The organism is Marivivens sp. JLT3646, assembly GCF_001908835.1.
GTDB lineage: Bacteria > Pseudomonadota > Alphaproteobacteria > Rhodobacterales > Rhodobacteraceae > Marivivens > Marivivens geojensis.
This window is the reverse complement of sequence record NZ_CP018572.1, coordinates 2,550,630-2,576,401: the sequence shown is the minus strand read 5'-3', so window position 1 is coordinate 2,576,401 and position 25,772 is coordinate 2,550,630. Positions and strand designations below refer to the sequence as shown.

The following is a 25,772-nucleotide window of genomic DNA, read 5'->3' as shown; positions in this document are numbered from 1 at the left end:
GCATGGGTATCGAAGCCGTCGTTTTTGACATTGGCAACGTTCTTATCGAATGGAATCCCGAACGTGTTTATGACCGTGTGATTGGGGTTGAACGCCGCAAGGCGATGTTTGCAGCCGTCGATCTGCACGGCATGAACGATCAGGTGGACCGCGGTCAGAATTGGTATGATGCTGTGTCGGAATGCGCGGCGCAGAACCCTGACTGGCACGACGAAATCATGATGTGGCACGAGCGTTGGCTCGAAATGGCGTCACCAGCAATCGACCACTCGGTGCGTTTGTTGCGCGCGCTTCGGTCTGCGAATGTGCCAGTCTTTGCCTTATCGAATTTCGGCATTCAGACCTTTGAAATCGGCGAGCGAGAATACCCGTTCTTAGAAGAATTCGACCGTCGTTACATCTCGGGGCACATGGGCGAAGTGAAACCTGAGCCAGAGATTTACCGTATGCTAGAAGCCGATTGCGGCGTTGAGCCAACGGCGCTTTTGTTCGCAGACGATCGGGCTGATAATATCGCTGCGGCCGCTGCGCGTGGCTGGAAAACGCATCTCTTCACGGATCCGCAGGGATTTGCAGCTCGTCTCGTTGCCGAAGGTTTGTTGAGCGAGGAGGACGCGAAATGATCGACATCGTTCCTTTTGACGAAGGTCAGGCATTGCTCGATTGGATCGGGCTCACAGACGCGATTGCCGAAGGTCACAGCCTCCCTAAGGCTGAAATCGCCGACACGTTTCTTTATCGCGATGATGATACGCTGCTTACCCGCAGCGCATGGATTGATGGTCTCGGGATAGCGGTCAAAGCCGCCACGATTTTCCCAAAGAACAACGAAAAGGGACTGCGCAACGTCAACGGCGCTATGAACCTTATGTCTGATGTCACGGGCGACCTCGAAGCGGTTGTTGATTTTGGCCTCGTGACAAAATGGAAAACGGCAGGGGATAGCTTGCTGGCAGCTCGGCGTTTGGCGCGTCCAGAGAGCGAGAATATCGTTATCATAGGCGCGGGAACGGTCGCTGCCTCCCTGCGCGAGGCTTATGGCGCGTTATTTCCGAATGCTCGTTTTACTATTGCGGGGCGCCGGCTTGAATCCGCTTCAGCCCTTGCTGCGCAATATCCGGCGACTGAGGCCACTACGGATGTTGAGGCTGCTGTGCGTGCCGCCGATATCATCACCTGTGCGACACCAGCTAGACAGATCGTGCTTAAAGGCGAATGGCTTCACACGGGTCAGCACGTCGATCTGATTGGTGCGTTCCGATCTGACCTGCGTGAGGCGGATACAGAGGCTCTTTTACGGTCTCGGGTGTTCATGGATAGCCGTGACACGGTGCTCCACGATATTGGCGAACTGCGCATCCCGATCGAGGCGGGGGAGTACGATCCTGCGAACGTTGTTGCGGACTACTACACGCTGAATGGTTTTACCCGCGAAGCCGACGACATCACGCTGTTCAAGAACGGTGGTGGCGCTCACCTCGATCTTATGACGGCGCGGTATATTTTGGACCGGTGGCGCGCGCGTTAGGCCGCGAGCGCCGTCCGCTTTTCTTTGATTGGAAGGTGAACCAAGGCCGAGAACGCGCCAACGCCGACACCAACCCACCATACGTAGGTGTAGGTGCCGTAAATGTCGTAGAGTTTGCCGCCGAGCCATACACCCAAGAAGCTACCTAGCTGGTGGGAAAAGAACACGATCCCATAGAGTGTACCCATGTAGCGCAGCCCGTAGAGGTGCGCGACGAGACCAGAGGTGAGTGGAACAGTGGCGAGCCAGAGGCTACCCATGAAGATCGAGAAGATGATGACGGTTAGGGGTGTCATCGGCGTGAGGATGAACCAAGCGGCGATAATTGTTCGTGCGGCATAGATGCTGGCGAGCAGATACTTCTTAGAATACCGCTTGCCGAGGTAGCCCGCCAAAAGCGTCCCCATGATGTTCGCCAGCCCGATCAAGGAAATCGCGGCCGCGCCTAGAGCAGATGTTGAGTTTATACCCATCCCAGCCAAGAACGTGCCGCCCGCAATTGGGCCACAGCTTTCTGCTACGAATGCGGGGAAGTGGGCTGTGACGAACGCGAGCTGGTATCCGCAGGAAAAGAAGCCGAGGAAAATCATTGTGTACGAGGGGTCGCGGAATGCACGGATCAAAATGGTTCCCATGCTCTCTTGCAGTTCAGCCTTTGATGCGACCTGAGGGGCACGCATGAATGGTAGCAGGAGAAGTGTCGCGAGAATTGCAGCGGCAAACCACAAGAACACGTTTTGCCACGACATGGATTGCAACAGGAATTCTGCCACTGGTGCGCCGAATACTTGTCCTGCCGATCCTGCCGCCGTCGCAATCGCGAGGCTCATGGAGCGGTTCTCATCCGAACTGGCGCGGCCAACAACGGCAAGAATGACGCCGAACCCTGTGCCTGCGATGCCAAAGCCGACAAGAATTTCATACAGTTGATGCTGAATAGGGAGCGTCGCACCTGCCGACAGGATCAAACCTGCTGCATAGGCCAGTGCACCCAGAATAATGGCCTTACGATCGCCGACCTTTTCAGCAACCGCACCGAAGATCGGCTGCCCTATTCCCCATGCAAGGTTCTGGATCGCAATTGCGAGGCTGAAATCAGACCGCAACCAATTGAATTCCGTAGCGATGGGAATCTGAAACACCCCAAACGACGCACGGATAGAAAAGCCGATCATCACGATGATGCAGCCGGTGATCAGGACGGGTGTAAAGAGGGGCGCGCTTTTGTTCATGGCGCGACAGTGTCGGGCCGTTTGATTGCCGTCAATCGGCTGCTTTGGATTTTTGATGACATTTTGTGCGGCCCTGCATTGCCGTTTGAAATGCGGCGCGGCTTTTCTTTGGTCATGCTGCGGGCTATGTGCGGTTTATGACTGGTATCATTGATGCATATCGCACAGGCGTTGCCGAAGGCCGCCTGAAACCCGACCCCGCCCAAGAAGCGATTTTGGATGCGCTTGAACGTGTTCAATCAGAACTGGCGCAGCCTCCAGTAAAGAAAGGTTTCTTCCGTAGGGCGGCTCATCCACCTGTTCGGGGGCTTTATCTGTGGGGCGGCGTAGGGCGCGGGAAATCCATGTTGATGGACCTGCTCTATTCCTTGGTCGTTGTGCCAAAGCGGCGTGAGCATTTTCATGCGTTTATGCAATGGGTCCATTCTGAGATGGCAAAGGCGCGTGCGCAGGGCGTGGATGATGCCATCGCTCCTGTTGCCGATGCCTTGGTCAAAGATGTTCGGCTCCTCGCGTTCGATGAAATGCAAATCAGTGATATTACTGACGCGATGATCGTCGGGCGTTTATTTGAAAAGCTGTTTGAGGCGGGTGTTACGGTTGTTACCACCTCAAACCGCGTTCCAGATGATCTCTACAAGAATGGCCTGAACCGCCAACTTTTCCTGCCCTTCATTGATCTAATCAAAGATCAATTGGAGGTTCGCGAATTGATCAGCGAGACGGACCACCGTCAGGGTCGCTTACATGATGAAAAACGGTATTTCACGCCGATCACGCCCGAAGCTCGTGCTTCCATTCGGGCAATTTGGACCGATTTTGCAGGGGACAATGCGCACCCTCTCGTCCTTAAAGTTAAAGGTCGCGATGTCACGCTGCCCGGTTTCTGGAATGGCGTGGCGCGAGCGTCGTTCTTTGACTTGTGCGGGCGGATGTTGGGGCCAGCAGACTACCTAGCCGTTGCAGACGCCGTTAGGGTTCTGATCCTCGAGGACATTCCAGCGTTGAGCCGCAATAACTTTAACGAAGCCAAACGGTTCGTCACTTTGATCGATGCGCTCTACGAGGCTAAGGTTGAACTGATATGCTCTGCGGCATCGGAACCAGAAACGCTCTACCTCGAAGGGGAGGGGGTGTTTGAATTCGAACGCACCGCCAGTCGCCTGAGGGAAATGCAGGACAAGACTTGGGGTAAACAAGTCGAGGCATAAACGATGGGCGGGGAAATCCCCGCCCTCATTCTTTTAGCCCAGCTCTGGGATGACCAATCGCTGGCCCGTTTGGATACGATCAGGGCTGGATAGAATGGTGCGGTTCGCTTCGAAAATGCGGGGGTAGTATTCGACCGAGCCGTAGAATTTCACCGAAATCGACCCCAAGCTGTCGCCTGAACCAACGGTGTAGAACCGAAATTGTTCGGTTTCCCCTGCGCGCTGGACCACGCGAACCTCAACACCGTCTGACGGCCCCAACGGTGTGGTGGGAACGGCTGCGCGTTGGCCCGTCGTGGCTGCGGTAGCCTCTTGTACAATCGATGCAAGGAGCGTCGCGGTATCGACACGACCGTCAGACGTCACAAGCATGTTTGGAACGGTGATCTGACCAGCCGAAGCTGCCTCGTTCAAGAGCGCATCGATGTAAGAGTCTGACTGACCTTCTTTCAGCGCCCACGCGACCAGAGTTTGCAGATCGTTCTGTTGTGGTGCGGCGGCGGGTTGTCCCGTTGCACCGCGGATGCCTGACAGAACACTCGCGGTCATGTTCATCATTTCATCCCCGCCTTGCTCGGCAGGGGTTGGCACAGGTGCCGCGCCTGTTGCCAAACCAAGCGCCGCCAGAACGCCAGCGGTCGTATCACCGATGGAACTCGTGTCGGTTTGGATCTTGAGCTCTGGTTCCTGTCCTGCGCGAGATGCCGCCAAAATGCGGGCCGCAGCCTGACCTGCAACACCTGGAGCGGGGGCGATGGCTTCAGCAACACCCGGTGCCAATGTGCCAGTCGATCCAATCGGAGCAGCCACAGGCGCAGTCACGTTGCCCGTTTCATTGCGTGTTACGTCAATTGTGGCAGGTTCATCGTCTGACGAGAACGGTGCCAGAATAATCACGATGCAGATCGTCAAAGCCGCGATGAAAAAACCTAGTACGGTGCGGATCATAATGCTCTTCTCCTAAGCGGCTTAGCCGTCATTCGACGGCGTAACAGTTGTCAGGCCAAGCATGACCCAATCCTGCACACCACCACGGTAATAAAACAGTTTCTCGGCGGGGTATCCCGCCTCTAGTAGTCCTCGGATCGCGCGGGGTGATTGATCACACCACGGGCCGTTGCAATACAGCATGAGGTCGAGGGCGTTTGTGAAATCTAAGCCTCCGCCAATTTCGACTGCGCCGAGCGCTTTGATGATGTCGGTGCGATATGGGTTTGAGGCTTCCAGCGTTGTGAACGGCACATTGATCGCACCGGGAATTGCGCCGCGAACGAAAAAGTCAGGGACGCGGCTGTCGATCAGCAAACCACTGCCAGCGGCGACTTTGGTAGACAGGAAGTCGATGACTTCCAGTTCGCCAACAGTTTTCACACCATCCTCAATGGTCATCGGGTGAATGCAAAACGGTGGACAGGGGCGAGATGTCTTCGCGAAATCGCCCGTCAAAAGGTTTTCCGTATCTTGAATACGGCTGATCGTGACCGTTGTGCCGTTCAGGTCAATGACGGCCTCGGGCATATTGTCGGTGATTTTCACGTCTTGAGCCTGCGCAGCGCCAAAGCATACGCAGAGTCCGATCGCAATACTGCTGAACAGTCGCAACATCTTCTGTCCCCCAATCTTCGAAGCACATTTTATTGGTATGCGCTGGCAGGCGCTGTGTGTTCCGTCGCTTTGACCGCATTTTGGAGAATCAGGTCGCGCAAGTCAAACGTGCGAATCGACTTAATGGGTTCACCCATAAAGAGATTCGCAAAAATGATTCGGTATCAGTGTGTTACAAACAGAAAGACGAGCTAAAATAGCCCGCCTCCCCGCCCTGCCTGGCCGGTATGCCGTCGCGCGTTAGCGTCCAACAGCGAATTCTACCGTGAATCTAGCGGTCTAGGTGATTCGCGGTCAAGGGGAGCGATTCGAATCGTACGTATATTTTGACGCTGTTTTTCGCACCATCCGAGTAGGGACGACTGCCCTTACCCGTTGCTGCGCAGAATGTGACCCGCCAGATAGAGCGAGCCGCAAATCAGAATACGAGCGGATGGATCGGCTTTAACGATCTCCACGATTGCATCGGCGGTCGAGTTTGCCGTTCTGACTGTGGCGAAACCTGCCTCACGTGCCGCGTTCGCTGTTGTGTCTGCGGGAAGTGTGTTGATCTCGTCTGGGATCGAAATTGCGGTTAGACTTTGCGCAACATCGGCCAGCGGGCGCATGTAGCCTGTCACGTCCTTAGTGTTAAGCATTCCGCAAACCAGATGGGTCGGGCGCTGCGGTAGGCGGGACAGTGTTTTGGCAACAGCTTCACCACCCGCAGGGTTGTGACCGCCATCGAGCCAGAGTTCACAATTGCCGGCCAATTCGATAAGCGGTCCCGTTTTCAGGCGCTGCATCCGTGCGGGCCATTCCGCTTTGGTCACCGCGGCCTCAGTCGCAATGCTCGACATGCCAAGCATGCGTAGTGCAGCAATCGCAGCGCCAGCGTTCTGGATTTGGTGGGGGCCAGGCAGGTTGGGGAGCGGCAGGTCGCAGAGGCCCTGTTCGTCCTGATAGACCATGCGTCCATGCTCTTCGTTGATCTGCCATTGCTGCCCGTAGGCAAAGATAGGCGCGCCGAGGCGGGCAGCCGTTGCTTCGATCACGTCCATGGATTCATCTTGCTGCGGCCCAACGATAACGGGCACGCCGCGCTTAATTATACCAGCTTTTTCGCCCGCAATTGCCGTCAGGGTCGAGCCAAGGAACTGCTCGTGATCAATCGAAATTGGTGTCAAGATCGAGAGCGCAGGTTTCGCCACAACGTTCGTTGCGTCCAGACGACCACCCAGGCCGACTTCAAGCAGAGTGTAGTCCGCAGGAGTCCGCGCCATCGCTAGGATTGCAGCGCAGGTTGTGATTTCGAAATAAGTGATCGGCTCACCGCCATTGGCAGCGTAGCATTCGTCCAGAACTTCGGTGAGGTAACTTTCCGAGATCAGCTCACCAGCCAACCGAATGCGCTCATGGAACCGTGCGAGGTGCGGCGAGGTGTAGGCGTGAACCTTTTTACCTTCGGCCTCTAGGCCCGCGCGGATCATGGCCTGCGTCGACCCTTTGCCGTTCGTTCCAGCAAGGTGGATGACGGGCGGCAGATCGTTCTGCGGATTGCCAAGAGCGTCCAGCAAACGCCAAACGCGGTCCAAAACAAGGTCGATGACCTTGGGGTGCAAGGCCATCATCCGTTCGAGGATCACGTCCGAAGTCGGAGTAGTCATTTGATTTGGTTAATCCGCTTTTGCAGGTTGTTCAGCAGGCGCAGGAAGGTCAGCAGCGACAACAGCATCCATGCCCATGAGCATGCGGATGATTTGCGCCAGCTCTTCTTTTTGCTTGCCACGTGGTGTCACGCGGTCGAGCATCCCGTGGTCTAGCAAGTATTCGGCGCGCTGGAACCCTTCGGGCAGTTTTTCGCGAATGGTCTGTTCGATCACGCGCGGGCCTGCGAAACAGATCAGGGCGTTTGGTTCTGCGATATGGACATCACCGAGCATCGCATAAGATGCTGTGACGCCACCTGTGGTCGGGTGTGTCAGAACCACAATGTAAGGCAGGCCGGCTTCTTTGAGCATATCGACTGCGATGGTCGTGCGGGGCATCTGCATCAGCGAGAGGATACCCTCCTGCATACGTGCGCCACCGGCAGCGGAGAACAGAACCAGCGGACGGCCAAGTGCGACAGCGCGTTCAGCAGCAGCGATGATCGCGTTGCCGACATACATCGACATCGATCCACCCATAAAGCTGAAGTCCTGAGCCGCAGCCACGATCGGTGTGCGGAAAATCTCGCCCTCGGCAACCAACATGGCTTCTTTTTCGCCGGTTGATTTCTGTGAGGCCTTCATCCGGTCCACGTATTTTTTCTGGTCACGGAATTTGAGTGGGTCGTCGATTGGGGTCGGGACCTTCACCTCAGTAAAGATGCCGCCATCAAAGAGAGCGGTAAAACGGTCGCGCGGCGTAATCGCCATGTGATGATTACAGTTTGTGCAGACGTTCTGATTGTCAGCCAGTTCACGGTGAAACAGCATGGTTCCACATTCGCCACACTTCGTCCAAAGGTTCTCAGGAACCTCACGACGAGAAAAGAGCGAGTTGATCGTCGGGCGGACGTAATTCGAAATCCAGTTCATCGCGCTTGCCTTTTTTCGCTATTGGTGACCGAAATAAGCCGCGCCGCCCTGAATTGCAATCAACGCTTCTATTGGTTGATACCAAAGGTATCGTCGCCTAAACCGCAATGGGCTGCGACCCGGAGGCGACTATGAATTTAAAGATGCGCGTAATGGCTGCGTTTTGGGGCGCTTCTCTACTGGTGTCTGCATGTACTTTGGACGGCGGTTTGGCCTCTGGGCCCAAGTCTATTGACGTTTTGGGCGGTGAAATCACCGTTGTTGCACCTGAAGGCTACTGTTTCGATCGAAGGGCAAGTCGTCTGGCAGAAGGCTTCACAGTGGCAACTCCCTGTGGTGCGTCTCGCCTTGCTTTGATCACGACACAAATCGGTGAAGCGGACAGCGCGGCCGTCACTGGGGCAGAAAACGCGTTGTTGCAGTTGATTCAGCATCCTGATGGTCGAGCTTTGCTGAGTGGGGCAGGTGACCCTTCGACGATTTTTGTGCATCACGTCCAAGTTCACAATCACCGAGTTGAGGTTTTCTTTAGCGATACTGCGTCGTCCCTGTCGGATGGGCTACAGCCGACGCAGTGGCGCGCGTTCCTCGACTATCAGGATCGGATGGTCACGGTCTCTGTGCGGTGGTGGGATCAATCGCCTCTCGATCAAGCGCAGGGTCTAGCGGTGTTGCGGGCGGCAGCGTTGGCTCTGGTAGGCGATTGATGTTTCAACAAAAGTGCCGACTGTGGCTTGACGGCATGACCCAACTCGGGGAATTGTCGGCATGGTTGTGCCAAGACAAAAGGGACATTCGGGCAGGATGAACCTGATCGACAAATTCATGATGCGCCGCCTGATGCGCTATTTGGCGCAGATGGTCAAAGATGCGAAGACCAGTAAACTGGACTTGGTTCGACGGCGGCTGTTCTCTGCTCTCGAAGTGCGCGCGAGGATGGATGAGTTCATCTATGTCGCGAACGAACGTCTTGCGTTGCCGATGATCGGTGCAAACCGTTTCCCGACCCCGCGCGGGACCGACTGGGCATGGCGCCCGCAATTGTGGCGTGGTCCTCTGGGCGTCAAAGGCATGGCCTCGGCACCGTCCAAGACGATGATTGGCGATGAGGTCACGCTCTATCACGATTGCCAAATCAGCGAACTTACCCTGCGCCAATTGCGCAATACCCGCGAAGCCGATCTTGCCCCTTACGGTTTGCGCATGGACGTTTTCAAATTCGACGGCACCTATCTGAGTCTCGCCATCGATTTTCCGGATGAGGCCTGCCACGGCCTTACGATGAAGCATCTTGTGCGCTGTGACCCCATTATTGAGACGGAAAAACCGCTCGAGATATTTGCGCGTTTGAACATCAAACACGGCCCCAACGTTGAACAGATCGTTCGCGAGCTGCCATTGGGGGCGAGTAGCCAGATGGTCGAATTCGACCTCGGGTATTCAAAGCTCAATGAAAAGCGAATCGAGAAAGTTTGGATGGACCTCATTTTCGAAGGCCCGTCTATGAATCAGGTAACGGTGCGTGACCTCACGCTGTGTCGTTATCCTCGTGCTGAATTCTAATCAAAGGGACCGCGATGAGAACTCCAGCCCTGACAAAAACCCGCTTGTTCGAAGGCGTCTGGGAAGGCGTCCTAACCGTCTCAACGCAAACAGCGCCGTCCATTGTTGTCACGCATTTGGCACGTGAGATTTCTGGTGTTGATGTGAGTGGTGCCGAAGGTGGCTGGGTCGTGCGGGTTCCCGTACCTGCCGACGTTCTGAGTGATGGCGTGCAGACCTTTATCATCGCAGACCGAGATAGCGGTGACACTCTCGCGACCTTTTCCATTATTTGCGGTGAGCCGGTGGCCGAAGACATTCGAGCAGAATTGGACCTTCTGCGTGCCGAACTCGACCTTCTGAAAAAAGCATTCCGTCGTCATTGCGTGGAGACGATGTAAGTCGGTGACGCCGCGTTGTAGGTGACGCGCTGGGAAAGTCGCTGCATTGTGCCCCCGAATAGGGAGGCCACTATGACGAAATATCCGCACCTGCTTGCTCCGCTCGATCTGGGATTTGTAACCCTAAAGAACCGCGTTCTTATGGGGTCGATGCATACGGGTTTGGAGGAGACCAAGGACTGGAATCGCGTTGCCGAGTTTTACGCAACACGGGCGCGGGGCGGTGTGGCTCTGATGGTCACAGGAGGCATGGCCCCAAACAAAGAGGGCGGTGTTTTCCCCGGTGCGGCTGGCCTATTCACGGATCAAGACATCGCAAACCATCGTATCGTGACGGACCGTGTGCACGAGGCGGATGGCAAAATCGCAATGCAGATTCTTCATGCGGGTCGCTACGCTTATGGACCTGATTGTGTGTCTGCTTCTGCGGTCAAATCTCCTATTTCCCCTTTCCCTCCCAAAGAGATCGATGAGGATGGGATCGAAAAACAGATCTCCGATTTCGTGACCGCCGCGACCCGCGCCAAAGAAGCGGGCTATGACGGGGTAGAGGTGATGGGGTCCGAAGGGTATTTCATCAACCAGTTCCTCGTTTTGCATACCAATAAGCGCACTGATCGCTGGGGCGGGGACTATGAGAACCGTATGCGGCTACCCGTCGAAATCGTGCGCCGTATCCGCAAGGCCGTTGGGCCTGATTTCATCATCATTTATCGACTATCGATGATCGACCTGATCCCGAACGGGTCATCCTTTGAGGAGGTGATCCAGCTCGCCAAAGCGGTCGAGGCGGCAGGCGCAACGATCATCAACACTGGGATCGGTTGGCACGAGGCCCGTATTCCGACTATCGCGACCAGTGTTCCTCGCCGCGCGTTTTCTTGGGTTACCAAAAAGCTGATGGGTCACGTGAATATCCCCGTCATCACATCGAACAGGATCAATACACCTGATGTTGCAGAGGAAGTCTTGGCCGATGGATGTGCGGATATGGTCAGCATGGCGCGTCCGTTCCTTGCCGATCCAAATTTTGTCGCCAAAGCGGTTGCGAACAGGGCTGAGACAATTGCGCCCTGTATCGCCTGTAATCAGGCCTGTTTGGATCATACCTTTGGCGGCAAGTTGAGCAGTTGCTTGGTGAACCCGCGTGCTTGTTTTGAGACTGAGTTGGTGGTTGCACCTGCAAGTGAGGCGAAAACAATCGCCGTGGTCGGCGCGGGACCTGCTGGCCTTTCGACGGCTCTGACGGCTGCTGAGCGTGGGCACAAGGTTACTATTTTTGATCGCAGCGACCGTTTGGGCGGGCAGCTCAATCTCGCAAAGCAAGTTCCAGGCAAGGAAGAGTTCCATGGTCTAGTCGATTGGTTCGAGACTGCGGTCGCCGACGCTGAGATTGAACTACGTTTGAATGAAACGGCGACTGTTGACGCGCTGCAGTCATTTGATGAGGTCGTCATCGCGACAGGTGTTGTGCCCCGCGATCCTGAAATCGAAGGTCAGGATTTGCCTCAGGTTCTGTCCTACATCGATGTCCTTCGGGGTGCCGATGTTGGTAAAAAGGTTGTTGTGATCGGTGCAGGTGGCATCGGTTTTGATGTCTCGGAATTCCTTGTCACTGGTGACAGTCCGACTGTGAACCTTCCTGAATGGCTTCGTGAGTGGGGCGTGACGGATCCGTCGGACCAGCGCGGCGGTCTCGCCCCCGAAGGACCGCAGCCCGATGCCCCAATACGCGACGTGACTCTTTTGCAGCGCAAGGCCGAAAAGCCTGGGCGCCGTTTGGGTAAAACGACGGGCTGGATCCATCGTGCAACGCTCCAGATGAAGGGCGTAACGATGAAGGGTGGCGTGAACTACGAACGCATCACACCCGAAGGTATCTGGGTGTCGACGGGTGAAGCTCGTGAAAACCCAACACTGATCCCATGTGACAACGTTGTCTTGTGCGCTGGGCAGGTGTCGGAACGGTCGCTTGCAGATGCGTTGGAAGCCGAAGGGATTCCTTGTCATGTCATCGGCGGTGCGGATGTTGCGGCGGAATTGGACGCAAAACGGGCAATCGACCAAGGCACGAGATTGGCTGCAACCCTCTGATTTCACAAAGGATGATCTACCCGATCGGTCTCGCAGACTATTCTTATGCATTAGAAATTGTCCGCGAAAATCCCTGATATTGTCCGCACATGGCCCAGATTGTGCCCGATTTGGCGACGATACCATGAGCCTAGGAATTAGTATCAGAGGGTCGAGTAATGGATCGCCTTACCGAAATGGAAGCCTTCGCCACAGTCGTGGATCAGGGCGGTTTTACGGATGCCGCCAAGAAGATGGGGATTTCAAAATCCGCTGTCTCGAAGCACGTATCCGCACTCGAAGCGCGCCTTGGTGCTCGGCTTCTCAACCGAACGACACGTCGAGTGAGTCCGACTGAGATTGGTCTGGCATATTACGACCGCGCCCGCCGCGTTCTCAACGATGCTGGCGAAGCGGATTCACTCGTCACCTCGATGCAATCTGCGCCGTCAGGCCTGTTGCGAATTTCGGTCGCCACGGATTTCGGTGTGAACCACCTGTCGCCAATCTTGGGTGAGTTCCTGCAGGAATTCCCCGACATCACCGTCAACATGGTGCTGAACAACCGTTATGTCGAACTGATCTCTGAAGGCTTTGACATGGCGATCCGTATTGGTGAGCTAGAAGACAGCACCTTGCGGGCACGTAAGCTGACGGAAACCAACCGTCGGATGATCGCATCGCCGCATTACTTCCAGAAATACGGCCGCCCGCAAAAGATCGACGATCTGAACGATCACAAATTGCTCCACTATTCGAACCAAGCGAACAGTGCGGTTTGGAAAATCACTGCTCCAAGCGGTGAGAAGCGTCAGGTTCGGACTGCGGGTTGGCTCACGGTAAATGACGGTCAGTCGCTCTTAAACGCTTGTGTCTCGGGACTCGGCATCGCGTACCTGCCGTCGTTCCTCTACGCGGATGCGATGAAGCAGGGCCTCGTCGAAGAAGCTATTCCCGACCTTCCTGTTGAAACCCAAGGCATTTACGCCGTCTACCCGCCGGGCCGCTTCACACAGCCCAAAGTGCGCGCATTCATCGATTTTCTCGTGCACGCCTATGCGGAAAAAGGGCCAGATAGCTGGTAATCTGGGGAATAAGTCGATCCATTCAGCGGCGTTAGGGGCAAACCTCTGGCGCCGTTTCCAATTCAAGTGTCACCATCTCGATCCCATGAACGTCATGAAGCGTGGTGCGGATGTTCTGCCTTATCCACGCGACATTGCCCCAAGCGCTATGTGCGATGACGATATGGGCGGTGAGTGCGGTTTCGTGTTCTTGGGCGGACCACAGTTTCAGGTGATGCAGGTCGTCCACGCCCTCTACTGCCATGATCGTTGCCGTTACGTCTTGTGGCGACAGATGCTCTGGGGTGCCGAGCATTAGGATGCGGATAACACTACCCATTTCGCCCAAAGCCATCCACAGAATATAGGCTGCAATGAGCAGCGTGATGGCGGGGTCAATCCAGAGCCAACCGAATACGAGAATGGCTATCCCAGCAACGATGACAGCAACGGACCCTAAAGCATCGGCGACGTTGTGCAGGAAGGCAGCACGGATATTCACACTGTCTTTTGCCATACGAAACGTCAGCCAAGCGGTTACGAGGTCAATCACCAGCGCAAGGCTGGCCAAGCCTACAACCAACCAGCCATCAACGGGCTGGGGGTCCAGAAAACGCATGATGGCCTCAAAAGCCAGCCACAGCCCGACGAGGATTAGCGAGGTGTAGTTGATCAGCGCGGCAACGACTTCAGCGCGTCCGTAGCCAAAGGTCATGATGTCATCGGCGGGCCGACGGGCAACCTTGCGTGCGAAGAATGCTATGAACAGCGATAACGCGTCCGACAAATTGTGCAGGGCATCCGCAATGAGGGCGAGGCTGCCTGATAAGATGCCACCGACGATCTGCGCCACCGTGAGCAATATGTTTACACCGACGGCCAGCGCCATACGACCATCCCCGGTTTTCGGATCAATGTGATGGTGATGATGGTGATGAGAATGGGCCATTTTATACCTTGAAATACTTATCTCCTTCCATCCTAATTCCTCTAGTCACTAGAGGTTCAAGGGCAAAATGTACTCCATCGGCGAATTATCAAAACGCACGGCCGTAAAGGTTCCAACGATCAGATATTATGAGGAAATCGGGCTGATTGAACCGTTCGACAGGACGTCAGGCAATCAGCGGCGCTATGATCCAGAAGGTCTGCGTCGGTTGACGTTTATCAAACACGCGCGAGATTTGGGTTTGCCCTTAGATGCAATACGCGACTTGATCGCGATGGAGGATACGCCGGGGCGGCCTTGCTCAGTAGCTCATTCGATTGCACGGTCGCATCTCAATCACATCCGCGAACGCATCGCCCGCCTACAACGGCTCGAAGCGGAATTGGCGCGGATCGCTGCGACCCATGATCATGGGACCATTGAGACATGCGGGGTGTTAGAGGCGCTCGGTGACCATCACGGTTGTACGACGGATCACAGGTCACTCGATCGAGAGTAGAACGGCCTCAACGCGCCGATTGGCCTCGCGCCCTTCAGCGGTCAGGTTAGATGCGATTGGGGCCAGATAACCCGTTCCATCCGCTTCGAGTTGGGTCGACGGAACGCCATAGGCTTCGATAAGACGGGTCTGGACAGACGTTGCACGCTGTCGGGACAGGGCAATATTCCCTTCAAGCGAGCCTGAGCTGTCGGTATGACCGACCAAAGCAATTCTTCGATCTGGGTTTTGGAGTAAGTAGTCCGACAAAGCCACGAGGCTTTCAAACGGCCCCGGCCCGAGCGTCGATGACCCACTTTCAAATCGAAGATCAGACAGTGCCATATGCCCTGTGTTTTCCAAAACGGCGGGCAAACCGTCGTCTGTCGGAATTGCCGTTACAGGTAAAACCGATTGAAGCGTTTCAGTTGTCGTATTAGCCAATGGTGCCTGATCGGCTCCAATGCGGGTGATTTGCACAAACCCAGCCGCCGCCGTTTTGCTTATAACGAGCGCGACCGTGTCCGTAGGGCCCTTGGCGGCGATATATCGGAAATCACCCAAATCGACGCGCATATCGGGAGGTGCCGCCACATCGATTGCAAAGCGGAAATCGAAGCCGCCGCAATCTTCGGTGCGGCATTCAAAAATCACGTCATAGCCTTCGGCGTCCAACTGCTGCCTGAAAGGCGACAGGATTTGGAGCGTTGTCAGCCCAGCGGCGTCGATCGTCCACACCTCGGTTGTTACTGTGCCATCAATGATCTGCATTGGGACGGCTTGACCATCCCAAGGACCAGTCGCGACGTTAAAGCTCTGAAGTGGGGTGTCCACGAGAGTGGTACGAGACGCATTCGCAGGCATATCGATCGTCAATGCCAAACCGTACGTCGGACTACACAACAAAACGAAAAATAAGAAACGGATCATCGTGCCTGCGAATGGTATTCGTCGTTGGGACGCATATCGGTGGCCGAGGCTATCCGGTTGGTCATGTTAAAGAAGCCAGCAACGGACGCGATGTCCCAGATGTCACGGTCGGTAAAGCCAGCATCGCGAAGGGCTTGGCGATCGCTCTCTGCTACCTTCGCGCTGGAAACGGTGATGAGCTCGGCAAATTCTAGCATCGCGGTTTGCCGCGCATCCAAATCTGCCGCACGCCAATTCATGACCAACATTTCACCCAAGATCGGATTGCCCGAGAGTTCGCGAACGGCAGCACCATGTGCGGTCAGGCAGTAAAAACATTTATTCACCGACGATACGACCACTGCGATCATCTCACGCTCTAACTTGCTGAGGCCAGAGGCCGCGAGCATGATATCGTTATACATCCCGGTGAAAGCATTTAGCTTTTCAATATCAAATGCATAAGCCTGAAGGACGTTCGGGATCATACCCAGTTTGTCCTGACAGATATCGAAATATTTCTGAGTTGCCTCGGGCAGCGGATTGACCATTGGCAGGTCGAGCGCGGTCGGTTTTTGTGTCACGGTCTACTCCGGTAAAATTCTGTAGTGGTAGTGTCCCACAACGTCGAACCCGAGGGAAGCATAGAGCGCGTTTGCACCCACATTTGCCTCGGTCACGACCAAGGCAAAATGTTTCGCACCGTTTTCGCGGGCCCAGAACGCCATCGCGCGGATCATGTGGGCAGCTAGTCCTTGGCGGCGGAACCGCTGCGCTACTTCGAGCGCGTGGAACATTGCGATGCCATTGCTGATGCCCACATAGGCTGTGCCCGCCGGAGTATCGTTTATTCGCCCGAGGATCGTGGTTTTCGGGCAATCGGCTCGTTCCATCACGGCCATGCGTTCCGAACCAATGCCACCCTCTGCCCATATGTCAGCTTGGATGGCTAACGCCGGCCAAACTTCAAAGGTTGTGACAGGGGGCGGACGATGCGTGGCGATCCGATCAATCGGTGCGGCGTAGAGGGTCACTGGATCTTTGATCCTGTAACCTTTGCCTGCCAGCATCGCATCAAAATCGGCTTCCCCGTCGCGTATCATGAACTGGCACGGCTGACCTAAAGCGCGCATGGCCTCTTCGGCGAGAGGGAGGTCTGTTTCGTCAGCAGGCCCCGTTGCCGCAGAAACGCGGCTCCCGCCCCCTTGGCCTTCGCGAATGATGAAGGGGCCGACAGTGGTGCGATTGGCTGGTGGCCACGTGCCTTCGATGACGTCATAGAGTTCGGCGGCTGTTGGGTTTTTCATGCTGGAAACAGTCCTGCAAGTTTGACGATAGCCTGATCGACGCGAGCACCGTCCGAGCCACGTATCACGATATTTGACCCATGAACGCCGTCGATGATGAACGGATAAGAGCCGATGGAAAGGTCCGAGAACTCTGCAGCCAATTCCGAGAGCGGCCCCGCAATGGTGCCTTCACCCTGATTGATCCGATATGTCTGAGATAGCAGCGGTGCTCCGCCAGTCAGGGATGGCAGGACGGAGGTGACCATGGCTTGAAATACTGAAGGAACCCCAGCCATGACGTGCACATTCCCAAGGCTGAACCCAGGTGCAGTTGAAACAGGGTTTTCGATAAGGCAGGCAGTGTCGGGAATGCGTGCCATACGTTGGCGGGCTGCGTTAAATTCTTGTCCGCGGGAATCGTAGTGCGCTTTGAGCAGGTCATAGGCGTCCTGACGAATGTCGATCCCGACGCCAAACGCAGCTGCGATGCAATCGGCGGTGATATCATCATGCGTTGGCCCAATCCCGCCCGAGGTAAAGACGGACCCATATGTTTCACGCAATGCATTGACTGCGGAGATAATCGCCTCGCGGTCATCCGATACAACGCGAACCTCCTTGAGGTCGATGCCGACTTCGGTCAGCCGTCCAGCCAGATAGTGCATATTGCTGTCACGGGTGCGCCCTGACAGGATTTCATCCCCTATGATGAGAATGGCGGCAGTTGGGTTTGGCATCGGCTTCTCCATATCCTTCAGAATGGGTATAGAACTGGACTATGCAGTTTTCCACACCATTGATCCCCGCTCGCCTCATCCGCCGCTACAAACGGTTCCTCGCGGACTGTCGTTTGGAGGATGGGCGTGAGGTGGTGGCACATTGCGCCAACCCCGGCAGCATGATGGGACTAGCGATTGAGGGGAGCAAGATATGGCTCGAACCCAATGACGACCCCAAAAAGAAGCTGAAATTCGGGTGGCGGCTCGTGGACCACGAAAATGGTCACTTCACGGGCGTTGATACCTCGGTTCCGAACCGTGCGTTGAAAGAGGCGTTGGAGAAACGCGAGATTGCGGCGCTCTCGGATTACTCGGTGGTCAGGCCTGAAGTGAAATACGGCAAAAATAGCCGGATTGATTTTTTGTTGTCTGGGAGTGGGCTGAAAGATGCTTGGGTCGAAGTGAAATCGGTCACATTGTCCCGTCAAGCTGGGCTAGCAGAGTTCCCTGATAGCGTGACTTCGCGCGGGGCAAAGCACATGGTAGAACTGGCGAAAATGGCAGAAGCAGGCGACCGCGCCATTGTTTTGTTCCTCGTTCAGCGCACGGATTGCGACCGCATGGTGCCAGCTGCTGATATTGACCCCAACTATGCAAAGGCGCTTGGCGATGCGGTGGCGGCTGGTGTCGAAGTTATTGCGCTTTCGACCTTCATTTCACCAAAAGGTGTCGAGATCGCGGGCGAGATCCCGTTTTCGCTGTCAGTCTGAGGTCTGGCCCTTTTGAGGGAAGGCTACTAAAGAGGTCAGCAGAAACAAGGAGACTGACTGTGACCGAAGATCTGCGTGGACGACTGACCAAAGACGGAATTCGCATTTATGAAGATGCCGATTTTGCTGGTATGCATGCGGCGGGCAAGGTTGCGGCACAGATCCTTGACGACATCATTCCGTTCATCCAGCCGGGTGTGACGACCGCAGAGCTCGACGCTAAGATCACCGAAATGGTGAACGACAGCGGCTCGACCTCGGCCACGATTGGTTACAAAGGCTACCAGCACGCCAGCTGCATCAGCATGAACCACGTGGTTTGCCACGGTATCCCGAGCGAGAAGAAACTCAAAGACGGCGATATATTGAACATCGACGTGACTGTGATCGTTGATGGTTGGTTTGGCGATACGAGCCGCATGTATGTTGCGGGTTCGATGTCGCGTAAGGCAGAGCGTCTGATCCAAGTTACCCACGACGCGCTGATGTTGGGCATTGAGGCTGCGAAACCGGGTAATCGCTTTGGCGATATCGGTCACGCGATCCAAAGCTATGTTGAGAGCCACCGTATGTCCGTTGTGCGCGACTTCTGTGGTCATGGCTTGGGACGTGTTTTCCACGCCGCACCGAACGTGCTTCACTATGGTCGTCCGGGAACTGGGCCGCTCCTTGAGGAAGGCATGTTCTTTACCATCGAGCCCATGGTGAACCTTGGTCGTCCTGAGACCAAAGTTCTCGCTGATGATTGGACCGCTGTGACACGTGATAAATCGCTGTCCGCCCAGTTCGAACATTCGGTTGGCATTCGCGCAGATGGCGCAGAGATTTTCACGCTCTCGCCCTCAGGGAAATTCCACCCAACTTACCTTTGATCGGCGGGTGAGTTTTTCCCTGCTTTTCAATCGTTTGGTAAAATAAAACTTGCGGACGGTTGCGCTAAACCACTTGCATCACCTTGCAATTTTAAGGTGCAAGTCATAGGTAACGGATGTCGCTAGCGGCGGCATCCCCCTGACATTCATCATCTTAGGAGGTCGGCAATGACCCTAAAGAGTGCTGCGTTTGCGGCTGTGATGGGCTGTGCGGTGACGCCTGCGGTAGCCCAAGATTACACCCTTCATTTCCAACATTTCGTATCGCCGCTTTCTGCGAACCCAACCTATTTCATGGAGCCGTGGGCCAAAGCGATCGAAGAACAATCGGGCGGTCGTCTAAAGATCGTCTTACACCCATTCATGGAATTGGGCGGCGCTGCGCCAGAGATGTACGACATGATTGCTGATGGCATCGTCGATGGCGGTTGGGTAATCCCTGGATATGAGGCCGGCCGTTTCCCCGAAGCCGAAGCGCTCGAATTGCCGTTCATGACGACCAAATCGGCCGAAGAGGCCTCGGCTGCCGCTTGGGAATATACCCAAGAGTTCCTAATGGATGATTTCGCCGATGTTCATCTGATCGCCGCGCATATGCATGGGCCTGGTCTGGTGCATAAACGTGGCCCGCTTATTGAAACGGTTGAAGACTTCAACGGCCTGACGCTCCGCGGCCCGACTCGCACGGCGACGATGCTGTTGGAAAAACTGGGTGCAACGGCAGTCGGCATGCCTGTGCCAGCCTTCCCAGAGGCACTTGCGAAGGGTGTCGTTGATGGTGGTGCGATCACGTGGGAGCAATCCCCGTCGCTCAAGCTCGATGAATTGACGGACAGCCATTCGGATGTTGCCGGCGATCACGCGCTCTACAACCTCTACTTCCTATGGGCGATGAACCACGACGTCTACGACAGCCTGCCAGCCGACCTTCAAGCGATTATCGACGCCAACTCTGGTCTCTATGCGAGCCGTTGGGCGGGATATGCGCACGACACAGGCGACGCGCTGGGCCGAGAAATCATGGCTGCTGCGAATGACATTGGCGAAATCAGCGAAGCGGAAACCGCACGCATGGTTTCTCTGGGTGATGAGGTCGTTGCGGAATGGATCGCTGAAATGGATGCCAAAGGCTTTGACGGCGTGGCATTGGTCGACGCGGCGCGTTCCGATGTCGCTGCAGCAGCGGGAACCAAGGGCGCATTTGTTCAGAACTGATTGTGTCTGAAACTGACGAAAGGGGCCGCGCTTGCGGCCCTTTTTATATGACCAGTCGTGCGCGAAGGTCTGCCATCGAATAAGCGATATCCACCCCGAGAGGTTTGAGTTTCTCTTCCCCACCATGTTCCGAATAGCCGATAAAGTGGGTACCTGCCGCGACGGCTGCGCCTGCCCCAGCTGTGCTATCGTCGATCATGAAGGTGCGCTTTGGCGAGGCATTCGCTTGCTTCATCGCGGCGATCAACATACCCGCATTGGGCTTCGGCTCTTGAACATGGCCAGAATACATACGGTCTTTGAGGCGATCGAAAAGCCCGTATGGCGTGAGGGTGACGCGCATCTTGTCGATGGCCCCGTTAGACGCGATGGCAATACGAGTGCCCTGTGCTTCGAGCGCGTCAAAGAGGTCAATCACACCGTCCGAAAGTGGAACACCTTGGCCTAAGACTTCGAACATTTCGGCGTACAGATCACTGACCCAATTGTCCGGCAGTGCCAGCCCACGTTCACGTCCTGCCCGATGAATGTCATGCAGAGTTTGCCCTACAAACAGCTCATGAACTCCAGACCTGTCCAATGGAAACCCAAAACCAGTGAGGTTCTTCGCGATTGCGTCACAGGTCGGACCTTCACTGTCGACGATCACACCGTCGCAATCAAAAATAACCAAGTCAGGGATCATAACTGTCTTTCGAGAATAGAAATATACGTGTCGCCATAACGTCGTTGATCCAAAAGCGCAAAGCCAGCAGGCGTGACCTGCGGCGCGTTTTCTTCCCAAACGATGATGGCATCATCGGCGATCCAACCGCCGTGCATGGCCGCTTCAAGGGCTTTCTGGCCCATCGCCTTCCCATAGGGCGGGTCAAGGAAAATAAGTTGAGCGGGTTCACCGACATTGGTGCCCAGCTTTGTGGCATCGCGTCCGATGAGTGTGCAATCAGTCGACCGCTTTAGCTTGGTTATATTCTCGCGGATGAGCTTTTGTGCGACGCGGCCGTCATCGACAAAGGTCACATGGGCAGCGCCACGTGACAGGGCCTCAAGCCCCAATGCACCTGTTCCTGCAAAGAGATCTAGGACACGAGCCTCATCGATTGGATCGCCAAATTTTCCGCCCAACAGGACGTTGAACAAGCTTTCGCGAACGCGATCCGTTGTCGGACGAAGGTGCGCGCCTGCGTCCCCTTTCCCGACAGCGGCGAGGGCGTGCCCTCGGTGCGTTCCACCAATAATCCTCACTTCAACAGTGCCTTCAGGTCGGTCGTTTCATCGACCATAATTTCGGGGGCTGGTGATTTTCCGGCTTCGATGAGGCGTTTGCCGACCATGTAGTCTCGGCCTGCGTTGATGGCGTCGACGGCGATGAGGGTGTCGCCTTGGTAGTACCAGTGGACGCGCGCCTCGGGAGTGTCCGCGTAGGTTTTGATGTGGACGGCGTCGTAGCCGATGTTGAGGCCCGCGATCTGCAGTTTCACGTCGTATTGGTCCGACCAGAACCACGGTTTGGGGGTATACTCGACCGACCCGCCCATCATGTTTTTGGCGACAACCTCGGCTTGGTCGATGGCATTGCCGACGCTTTCGATACGGAGGCGCTGGCCTTTGAAGGTCAGGTTTGCGCAGTCGCCTGCGGCCCAGATATGTGGGACGGTTGTGCGGCCTTGGGCGTCGGTGTCGATGCCGTTCGAACAGACAGCACCTGCTGCTTCGGCGAGGATGGTTGCGGGCAGAATACCGACGCCGACAATTGCAAAATCAACCTCCAACGCGGTGCCATCCGAGAGAACCGCGCCCGTCACGCGGTCGGTGCCCACCAGATGATCGAGGCCAACACCTTCGATGATCTTAACACCGTGTTTTGTGTGGATGTCGCGGAAGTAGTCGGAGGTTTCGGGACAGGCCACACGCTGCAAAATGCGCGGCGCCATCTCAACGAGCGTAACCTCGCAGCCTTTCTTGGCAGCAACGGCGGCGGCTTCGAGGCCGATATACCCGCCCCCGATGACCAAAAGCTTGCGGCCCGCCGTGAACTCCGGCGCCATGGTGTCCGCGTCTTTGAGGTCGCGAACCGTGTACACACCGTCCAAAGTCCCGCCGATCGCCGTAGGCAGCGTGCGCGGGTGCGAGCCTGTGCAAATCGCCAGTTCGTCATATCCCATCTCGACCTCGCCCTGCAGGGTGATGGTCTTTGCCTCGGCGTTCACACTCACAACGCGGGTGTCGAGCATCAGATCAATGTTGTTTTCCGCATACCACTCGGGCGCCCGCAGCAAGAGACGCGACAGCTCCATTTCGCCCAACATATAGGCCTTCGACAGTGGCGGACGCTGATAGGGATGCACCGGCTCTGCCCCGATCAAAGTGATCTTTCCGTCAAACCCATCAGCCCGCAAACGAGCCACTAGCGTTGCACCGGCTTGACCTGCGCCAACCACGACAAAATGTTGCATCGCTGTCTCCGATTTCTATGGTCTCTTTTATGGCGGACCCTATATCTTAGCGCGTGCTGCATGCAATTCAGAACAGGGGAAATAAAATGTCGATTTCGGTAGGTGAAAAACTGCCCGAGGCAACTTTGTTGCGTATGGGCGAAAACGGGCCAGAGCAGGTTTTTCTGTCTGGCCTCACTTCTGGCAAAAAAGTTGTAATTTTCGGTTTGCCAGGTGCCTACACCGGCACATGTTCGACCGCCCACGTGCCGAGCTTTGTTCGCAGCAAGGCGGCCTTGGACGAAAAGGGCGTCGATGCCGTGATTTGTGTGTCCGTGAACGATCCATTCGTGATGAAAGCGTGGGGCGAAGCGACGGGCGCGACGGCAGCAGGTTTACACTTCTTGGGCGATGCGTCGGGAGAATTCACCAAAGCAATCGGCCTTGATTTCACAGCCCCGCCAGCAGGTCTCTATGATCGATCCAAGCGGTACACGCTATTGGCTGAAGATGGTGTTGTGAAAATTCTCAACCTCGAAGAAAGCCCTGGGGTTTGTGAATTGTCGGCGGCTGAAACGCTTCTCGATCAACTTTGAAATGACAAAACGGCGGGGTCTTCCCCGCCGTTTTCAGTTACGCTTGATTGTTCAAGACTGTTCGCGTCGGGAATGGAATATCGATGCCAGCTTTGTCCAGCGCTTCCTTCACCTGACGTTTCATGTCGGCCTGATATTGGAAGTAGTCGCTCGATTTTACCCAAACACGGCAGAGGAAATCGACTGAAAAATCACCCAAGTTATTGACCTGAAGGAACGGTGCAGGGTCAGCCAATGAACGCGGATCAGACAAGATTGTATCGCGGATCACCTGCTCAGCCAATTTAAGGTCAGCTCCATAACCGACGCCGAAAATCCACTCTGCGCGACGTGTTTGGTTGACCGAAAAGTTGGTGATCGTGTTTCCCCAAACTTGCGCGTTGGGTACGATGACCTGAACGTTTCCAGCGTCGGCAAGCTCTGTATAATTCAAGGAAATATCTTTGACGGTGCCAGACACGCCGCTCACTTGAACGAAATCGCCGATCTTAATCGGGCGAAACAGGATGATCATTACGCCTGCAGCTACGTTCGATAGCGTGCCTTGTAGGGCCAAGCCAATTGCCAAACCTGCCGCACCGATTAGAGCAACGAGCGATGTTGTCTGGATGCCGAATGTGTTCAGGACAAAGAGGGATGCAAACGCTAGGATCAAGTAACGCACGATGTTGCCCAAGAAGTTGAACAACGTGACATCGAGGTGCTTGTTTCGACCACCGATCGCAACGATACGCCTGCGCACCCAACCGGACAGCACAAACCCTAATACGATGATCAGTACGACAGAGAGAATATCTCCGGCGAGGCCCGCGACGAATTCGAGTGTCAGGTAGTCGGCAATTGTTTTGCCGTTATAGATTTCGGTTTGCAGTAGGTCTTGCATCATTGTCCTTCAAGTTCTTCCATTTTTGTGGCCAGCTTAATGTCCTTCTCCGTCAGACCACCGGCATCGTGTGTGGTGAGTTTCACAACCACCGTTTTGAAAGAGTTAGACCATTCGGGGTGATGATTCCACTTTTCCGCCCAAAAAGCGGCGCGGGTCATGAAACCAAAAGCATCGATAAAGTTGCGAAACACGAATGTTTTTTGGATCGCGGTGCCATCATCGGTCGTCGTCCAACCTCTGGCGGCAAGGGTGGTGATGTCCATTAATCCTGCTCCTCGATTATCGTGGATTTGAATGGGCCGTAATCCGTCAGAATCTCCATTTCTTCGTTGATCAGCTGACGTTCGTGGTCGAGAAAATCTGACACGGCGGCGCGAAAAGATGGGTTGGCGATCCAATGAAGGGAATGTGTCGGAGTCGGTAAATACCCGCGCGCCAGTTTGTGTTCACCTTGCGCCCCTGCTTCGACTCTTAGACCGTGTGCAATCGCATAGTCGATGGCTTGATAGTAGCACAGTTCGAAATGAAGGCAGGGATGATGTTCGGTGCAACCCCAGTAGCGGCCAAAGAGGGTGTCCCGACCGATGAAGTTCAGCGCTCCTGCAATAGGGCGTTCGTCGGATATGGCTAGCACGAGGAGCATATCGTCCCTGAGGGTGTCATGAGCGATGTCGAAAAACGCGCGTGTCAGATAAGGCGAACCCCATTTGCGACTGCCCGTGTCTTGGTAAAACCGCCAGAAATAGTCCCAGTGTTCGGGTTCTATCTCATCGCCTGTAAAGCTCTGGATTTCACCGCCAAACCTCTGCGCCTGCTCGCGCTCTTTGCGGATCGCTTTGCGTTTGCGGCTAGAGAGGTCGTTCAGAAAATCGTCAAAGCTGTCATACCCGCGATTCTCCCAATGAAACTGCTGTCCAACACGATGGAGCAGTCCCATTGATTGCCCCGCGATGGCCTCGTCTTCAGAGCAAAACGTGACGTGCATGGATGACAGTCCATTGTCAGCAGCCAATTGAACCGTGCCTTGGATCAAAGCCGAAAGGGCCTCTGCCTCATTGCCCGCTCTTGTTAGGAACCGCCGACCTGTGGCGGGAGTAAATGGCACCGCGATCTGAAGCTTGGGATAATACTGACCGCCCGCCCGTTGCAGCGCATCGGCCCAACTATGGTCAAATACATATTCCCCTTGAGAGTGGCTTTTGACGTAGAGCGGGGCGACGCCAATGATCTGGTCTGCTTTGGTCGCAACAAGGTATCGTGGGTCCCATCCTGTCCCACGTCCAACCGAACCGCTCAGTTCCAAAGCTGATAAAAACCGATGCGTGGTGAATGGATCAACGGGGCGCCCACCAGACGGATTTGCGCAGGCATCCCAGTCCACTGCTGGAATGTCGGCTATGGCGCTTCTCATTGAGATTTCAATCACGTCGGTCATGG

At 55.4% G+C, this 25,772-nt stretch carries 29 protein-coding genes; 13 read left to right on the top strand and 16 right to left on the bottom strand.

Annotated features, from left to right (window positions below):
• Positions 1-2 precede the first annotated feature (2 nt).
• Both BSK21_RS12870 and BSK21_RS12865 read left to right on the top strand, forming a co-directional pair.
• Positions 3-623 carry an HAD-IA family hydrolase gene (locus BSK21_RS12870; protein WP_067547235.1) on the top strand — a complete coding sequence of 207 codons (621 nt, stop codon included), beginning with the start codon at positions 3-5 and terminating at the stop codon, positions 621-623.
• Positions 620-1,528 carry an ornithine cyclodeaminase family protein gene (locus BSK21_RS12865; protein WP_067547232.1) on the top strand — a complete coding sequence of 303 codons (909 nt, stop codon included), beginning with the start codon at positions 620-622 and terminating at the stop codon, positions 1,526-1,528. The genes BSK21_RS12870 and BSK21_RS12865 overlap by 4 nt, the downstream gene beginning before the upstream one ends.
• Here BSK21_RS12865 and BSK21_RS12860 read toward each other — a convergent pair.
• Complete coding sequence (locus BSK21_RS12860; protein ID WP_067547229.1) at positions 1,525-2,760, bottom strand: MFS transporter; 1,236 nt, start codon at positions 2,758-2,760, stop codon at positions 1,525-1,527. The two genes, BSK21_RS12865 and BSK21_RS12860, sit on opposite strands and share 4 nt — an antisense overlap.
• A gap of 137 nt (positions 2,761-2,897) precedes the next feature.
• On the opposite strand from BSK21_RS12860, the gene zapE reads away from it, so the two are divergent.
• The gene (gene zapE / locus BSK21_RS12855; RefSeq protein WP_067547226.1) at positions 2,898-3,971 is read left to right on the top strand and encodes a cell division protein ZapE; all 1,074 of its coding nucleotides are present in this window, start codon (positions 2,898-2,900) and stop codon (positions 3,969-3,971) included.
• A 33-nt stretch (positions 3,972-4,004) separates the two neighbouring features.
• Here zapE and BSK21_RS12850 read toward each other — a convergent pair whose 3' ends face one another.
• From BSK21_RS12850 to accD, 4 genes are all read right to left on the bottom strand, one after another.
• Positions 4,005-4,919: a LysM peptidoglycan-binding domain-containing protein gene (locus BSK21_RS12850; protein ID WP_067547223.1), complete on the bottom strand. Its 915-nt coding sequence runs from the start codon at positions 4,917-4,919 to the stop codon at positions 4,005-4,007.
• A 21-nt stretch (positions 4,920-4,940) separates the two neighbouring features.
• Positions 4,941-5,576 (bottom strand): rhodanese-like domain-containing protein, encoded by a 636-nt coding sequence (locus BSK21_RS12845; protein WP_067547220.1) that lies wholly within the window; start codon positions 5,574-5,576, stop codon positions 4,941-4,943.
• A gap of 368 nt (positions 5,577-5,944) precedes the next feature.
• Positions 5,945-7,222, bottom strand: coding sequence for a folylpolyglutamate synthase/dihydrofolate synthase family protein (locus BSK21_RS12840; protein ID WP_067547217.1), 1,278 nt, complete (start codon positions 7,220-7,222; stop codon positions 5,945-5,947).
• Between the two features lie 9 nt (positions 7,223-7,231).
• Positions 7,232-8,137, bottom strand: a complete 906-nt coding sequence (gene accD / locus BSK21_RS12835) for an acetyl-CoA carboxylase, carboxyltransferase subunit beta (RefSeq protein WP_067547215.1) — start codon at positions 8,135-8,137, stop codon at positions 7,232-7,234.
• A gap of 131 nt (positions 8,138-8,268) precedes the next feature.
• Here accD and BSK21_RS12830 point away from each other — a divergent pair, with 131 nt between their 5' ends.
• The 5 genes from BSK21_RS12830 to BSK21_RS12810 all read left to right on the top strand — a co-directional run bounded on the left by BSK21_RS12830 (position 8,269) and on the right by BSK21_RS12810 (position 13,238).
• A complete protein-coding gene (locus tag BSK21_RS12830; protein ID WP_067547211.1) occupies positions 8,269-8,844 on the top strand; it encodes a hypothetical protein in 576 nt (191 codons plus the stop codon).
• A gap of 97 nt (positions 8,845-8,941) precedes the next feature.
• The gene (locus BSK21_RS12825; protein WP_231924724.1) at positions 8,942-9,700 is read left to right on the top strand and encodes a DUF6478 family protein; all 759 of its coding nucleotides are present in this window, start codon (positions 8,942-8,944) and stop codon (positions 9,698-9,700) included.
• Between the two features lie 14 nt (positions 9,701-9,714).
• Positions 9,715-10,080 carry a hypothetical protein gene (locus BSK21_RS12820; RefSeq protein WP_067547205.1) on the top strand — a complete coding sequence of 122 codons (366 nt, stop codon included), beginning with the start codon at positions 9,715-9,717 and terminating at the stop codon, positions 10,078-10,080.
• Positions 10,081-10,152: 72 nt separating this feature from the next.
• Positions 10,153-12,174: an NADPH-dependent 2,4-dienoyl-CoA reductase gene (locus BSK21_RS12815; RefSeq protein ID WP_067547202.1), complete on the top strand. Its 2,022-nt coding sequence runs from the start codon at positions 10,153-10,155 to the stop codon at positions 12,172-12,174.
• A gap of 158 nt (positions 12,175-12,332) precedes the next feature.
• Complete coding sequence (locus BSK21_RS12810; protein ID WP_067547198.1) at positions 12,333-13,238, top strand: LysR family transcriptional regulator; 906 nt, start codon at positions 12,333-12,335, stop codon at positions 13,236-13,238.
• A gap of 31 nt (positions 13,239-13,269) precedes the next feature.
• Here the strand turns inward: BSK21_RS12810 and BSK21_RS12805 are convergent, their stop codons facing one another.
• Entirely contained in the window at positions 13,270-14,166 is an 897-nt protein-coding gene (locus BSK21_RS12805) for a cation diffusion facilitator family transporter (RefSeq protein ID WP_067547195.1), read from the bottom strand.
• 67 nt (positions 14,167-14,233) lie between these two features.
• Here BSK21_RS12805 and BSK21_RS12800 point away from each other — a divergent pair, with 67 nt between their 5' ends.
• Positions 14,234-14,665, top strand: a complete 432-nt coding sequence (locus tag BSK21_RS12800) for a helix-turn-helix domain-containing protein (protein ID WP_067547192.1) — start codon at positions 14,234-14,236, stop codon at positions 14,663-14,665.
• On the opposite strand, the gene BSK21_RS12795 is transcribed toward BSK21_RS12800, so the two are convergent.
• The 4 genes from BSK21_RS12795 to BSK21_RS12780 are packed head-to-tail and all read right to left on the bottom strand — an operon-like array spanning position 14,648 to position 17,579.
• Positions 14,648-15,574, bottom strand: a complete 927-nt coding sequence (locus BSK21_RS12795; protein ID WP_067547189.1) for an OmpA family protein — start codon at positions 15,572-15,574, stop codon at positions 14,648-14,650. The genes BSK21_RS12800 and BSK21_RS12795 overlap by 18 nt on opposite strands.
• Entirely contained in the window at positions 15,571-16,104 is a 534-nt protein-coding gene (locus tag BSK21_RS12790) for a peroxidase-related enzyme (RefSeq protein WP_067547547.1), read from the bottom strand. Before BSK21_RS12790 ends, BSK21_RS12795 begins: the two co-directional genes overlap by 4 nt.
• Before the next feature lie 36 nt (positions 16,105-16,140).
• The gene (locus tag BSK21_RS12785; protein ID WP_067547186.1) at positions 16,141-16,860 is read right to left on the bottom strand and encodes a GNAT family N-acetyltransferase; all 720 of its coding nucleotides are present in this window, start codon (positions 16,858-16,860) and stop codon (positions 16,141-16,143) included.
• The gene (locus tag BSK21_RS12780; RefSeq protein WP_067547544.1) at positions 16,857-17,579 is read right to left on the bottom strand and encodes a molybdopterin-binding protein; all 723 of its coding nucleotides are present in this window, start codon (positions 17,577-17,579) and stop codon (positions 16,857-16,859) included. Before BSK21_RS12780 ends, BSK21_RS12785 begins: the two co-directional genes overlap by 4 nt.
• 41 nt (positions 17,580-17,620) lie before the next feature.
• Here BSK21_RS12780 and sfsA point away from each other — a divergent pair, with 41 nt between their 5' ends.
• The 3 genes from sfsA (at position 17,621) to BSK21_RS12765 (ending at position 20,418) form a co-directional block, all read left to right on the top strand.
• On the top strand, positions 17,621-18,331 hold the full coding sequence (sfsA, locus tag BSK21_RS12775; RefSeq protein ID WP_067547183.1) for a DNA/RNA nuclease SfsA: 711 nt from the start codon (positions 17,621-17,623) through the stop codon (positions 18,329-18,331).
• Between the two features lie 59 nt (positions 18,332-18,390).
• On the top strand, positions 18,391-19,203 hold the full coding sequence (gene map, locus BSK21_RS12770) for a type I methionyl aminopeptidase (protein ID WP_082959376.1): 813 nt from the start codon (positions 18,391-18,393) through the stop codon (positions 19,201-19,203).
• Between the two features lie 168 nt (positions 19,204-19,371).
• Positions 19,372-20,418 carry a TRAP transporter substrate-binding protein gene (locus tag BSK21_RS12765; RefSeq protein WP_067547180.1) on the top strand — a complete coding sequence of 349 codons (1,047 nt, stop codon included), beginning with the start codon at positions 19,372-19,374 and terminating at the stop codon, positions 20,416-20,418.
• A 43-nt stretch (positions 20,419-20,461) separates the two neighbouring features.
• On the opposite strand, the gene BSK21_RS12760 is transcribed toward BSK21_RS12765, so the two are convergent.
• The 3 genes from BSK21_RS12760 to BSK21_RS12750 are packed head-to-tail and all read right to left on the bottom strand — an operon-like array spanning position 20,462 to position 22,874.
• Positions 20,462-21,103 carry an HAD family phosphatase gene (locus tag BSK21_RS12760; RefSeq protein ID WP_067547177.1) on the bottom strand — a complete coding sequence of 214 codons (642 nt, stop codon included), beginning with the start codon at positions 21,101-21,103 and terminating at the stop codon, positions 20,462-20,464.
• On the bottom strand, positions 21,100-21,663 hold the full coding sequence (gene rsmD, locus BSK21_RS12755; protein ID WP_067547174.1) for a 16S rRNA (guanine(966)-N(2))-methyltransferase RsmD: 564 nt from the start codon (positions 21,661-21,663) through the stop codon (positions 21,100-21,102). The genes BSK21_RS12760 and rsmD overlap by 4 nt, the downstream gene beginning before the upstream one ends.
• Positions 21,660-22,874, bottom strand: coding sequence for an NAD(P)/FAD-dependent oxidoreductase (locus BSK21_RS12750; protein ID WP_067547171.1), 1,215 nt, complete (start codon positions 22,872-22,874; stop codon positions 21,660-21,662). Before BSK21_RS12750 ends, rsmD begins: the two co-directional genes overlap by 4 nt.
• Before the next feature lie 86 nt (positions 22,875-22,960).
• On the opposite strand from BSK21_RS12750, the gene BSK21_RS12745 reads away from it, so the two are divergent.
• Positions 22,961-23,449, top strand: a complete 489-nt coding sequence (locus tag BSK21_RS12745) for a peroxiredoxin (RefSeq protein WP_067547168.1) — start codon at positions 22,961-22,963, stop codon at positions 23,447-23,449.
• 37 nt (positions 23,450-23,486) lie between these two features.
• Here BSK21_RS12745 and BSK21_RS12740 read toward each other — a convergent pair whose 3' ends face one another.
• The 3 genes from BSK21_RS12740 to BSK21_RS12730 are packed head-to-tail and all read right to left on the bottom strand — an operon-like array spanning position 23,487 to position 25,770.
• Entirely contained in the window at positions 23,487-24,332 is an 846-nt protein-coding gene (locus BSK21_RS12740) for a mechanosensitive ion channel family protein (protein ID WP_067547165.1), read from the bottom strand.
• Entirely contained in the window at positions 24,332-24,598 is a 267-nt protein-coding gene (locus BSK21_RS12735; protein WP_067547162.1) for a 4a-hydroxytetrahydrobiopterin dehydratase, read from the bottom strand. Before BSK21_RS12735 ends, BSK21_RS12740 begins: the two co-directional genes overlap by 1 nt.
• On the bottom strand, positions 24,598-25,770 hold the full coding sequence (locus tag BSK21_RS12730; protein WP_067547159.1) for a GNAT family N-acetyltransferase: 1,173 nt from the start codon (positions 25,768-25,770) through the stop codon (positions 24,598-24,600). Before BSK21_RS12730 ends, BSK21_RS12735 begins: the two co-directional genes overlap by 1 nt.
• Between the last annotated feature and the right edge of the window lie 2 nt (positions 25,771-25,772).

Bases quoted from the DNA above. Each gene is read 5' to 3' on its own strand.
- BSK21_RS12870 (WP_067547235.1), top strand. From the start codon at position 3: ATGGGTATCGAAGCCGTCGTTTTTGACATTGGCAACGTTCTTATCGAA.
- BSK21_RS12820 (WP_067547205.1), top strand. From the start codon at position 9,715: ATGAGAACTCCAGCCCTGACAAAAACCCGCTTGTTCGAAGGCGTCTGG.
- BSK21_RS12780 (WP_067547544.1), bottom strand. From the start codon at position 17,579: ATGCCAAACCCAACTGCCGCCATTCTCATCATAGGGGATGAAATCCTG.
- BSK21_RS12800 (WP_067547192.1), top strand. From the start codon at position 14,234: ATGTACTCCATCGGCGAATTATCAAAACGCACGGCCGTAAAGGTTCCA.
- sfsA (WP_067547183.1), top strand. From the start codon at position 17,621: ATGCAGTTTTCCACACCATTGATCCCCGCTCGCCTCATCCGCCGCTAC.
- BSK21_RS12840 (WP_067547217.1), bottom strand. From the start codon at position 7,222: ATGACTACTCCGACTTCGGACGTGATCCTCGAACGGATGATGGCCTTG.
- BSK21_RS12785 (WP_067547186.1), bottom strand. From the start codon at position 16,860: ATGAAAAACCCAACAGCCGCCGAACTCTATGACGTCATCGAAGGCACG.
- BSK21_RS12865 (WP_067547232.1), top strand. From the start codon at position 620: ATGATCGACATCGTTCCTTTTGACGAAGGTCAGGCATTGCTCGATTGG.
- BSK21_RS12810 (WP_067547198.1), top strand. From the start codon at position 12,333: ATGGATCGCCTTACCGAAATGGAAGCCTTCGCCACAGTCGTGGATCAG.
- BSK21_RS12760 (WP_067547177.1), bottom strand. From the start codon at position 21,103: ATGATCCCTGACTTGGTTATTTTTGATTGCGACGGTGTGATCGTCGAC.
- BSK21_RS12860 (WP_067547229.1), bottom strand. From the start codon at position 2,760: ATGAACAAAAGCGCGCCCCTCTTTACACCCGTCCTGATCACCGGCTGC.
- BSK21_RS12815 (WP_067547202.1), top strand. From the start codon at position 10,153: ATGACGAAATATCCGCACCTGCTTGCTCCGCTCGATCTGGGATTTGTA.
- BSK21_RS12750 (WP_067547171.1), bottom strand. From the start codon at position 22,874: ATGCAACATTTTGTCGTGGTTGGCGCAGGTCAAGCCGGTGCAACGCTA.
- BSK21_RS12790 (WP_067547547.1), bottom strand. From the start codon at position 16,104: ATGGTCAATCCGCTGCCCGAGGCAACTCAGAAATATTTCGATATCTGT.
- BSK21_RS12825 (WP_231924724.1), top strand. From the start codon at position 8,942: ATGAACCTGATCGACAAATTCATGATGCGCCGCCTGATGCGCTATTTG.
- BSK21_RS12805 (WP_067547195.1), bottom strand. From the start codon at position 14,166: ATGGCCCATTCTCATCACCATCATCACCATCACATTGATCCGAAAACC.
- BSK21_RS12830 (WP_067547211.1), top strand. From the start codon at position 8,269: ATGAATTTAAAGATGCGCGTAATGGCTGCGTTTTGGGGCGCTTCTCTA.
- BSK21_RS12795 (WP_067547189.1), bottom strand. From the start codon at position 15,574: ATGATCCGTTTCTTATTTTTCGTTTTGTTGTGTAGTCCGACGTACGGT.
- BSK21_RS12735 (WP_067547162.1), bottom strand. From the start codon at position 24,598: ATGGACATCACCACCCTTGCCGCCAGAGGTTGGACGACGACCGATGAT.
- BSK21_RS12730 (WP_067547159.1), bottom strand. From the start codon at position 25,770: ATGACCGACGTGATTGAAATCTCAATGAGAAGCGCCATAGCCGACATT.
- BSK21_RS12740 (WP_067547165.1), bottom strand. From the start codon at position 24,332: ATGCAAGACCTACTGCAAACCGAAATCTATAACGGCAAAACAATTGCC.
- accD (WP_067547215.1), bottom strand. From the start codon at position 8,137: ATGAACTGGATTTCGAATTACGTCCGCCCGACGATCAACTCGCTCTTT.
- BSK21_RS12845 (WP_067547220.1), bottom strand. From the start codon at position 5,576: ATGTTGCGACTGTTCAGCAGTATTGCGATCGGACTCTGCGTATGCTTT.
- BSK21_RS12850 (WP_067547223.1), bottom strand. From the start codon at position 4,919: ATGATCCGCACCGTACTAGGTTTTTTCATCGCGGCTTTGACGATCTGC.
- zapE (WP_067547226.1), top strand. From the start codon at position 2,898: ATGACTGGTATCATTGATGCATATCGCACAGGCGTTGCCGAAGGCCGC.
- BSK21_RS12745 (WP_067547168.1), top strand. From the start codon at position 22,961: ATGTCGATTTCGGTAGGTGAAAAACTGCCCGAGGCAACTTTGTTGCGT.
- BSK21_RS12765 (WP_067547180.1), top strand. From the start codon at position 19,372: ATGACCCTAAAGAGTGCTGCGTTTGCGGCTGTGATGGGCTGTGCGGTG.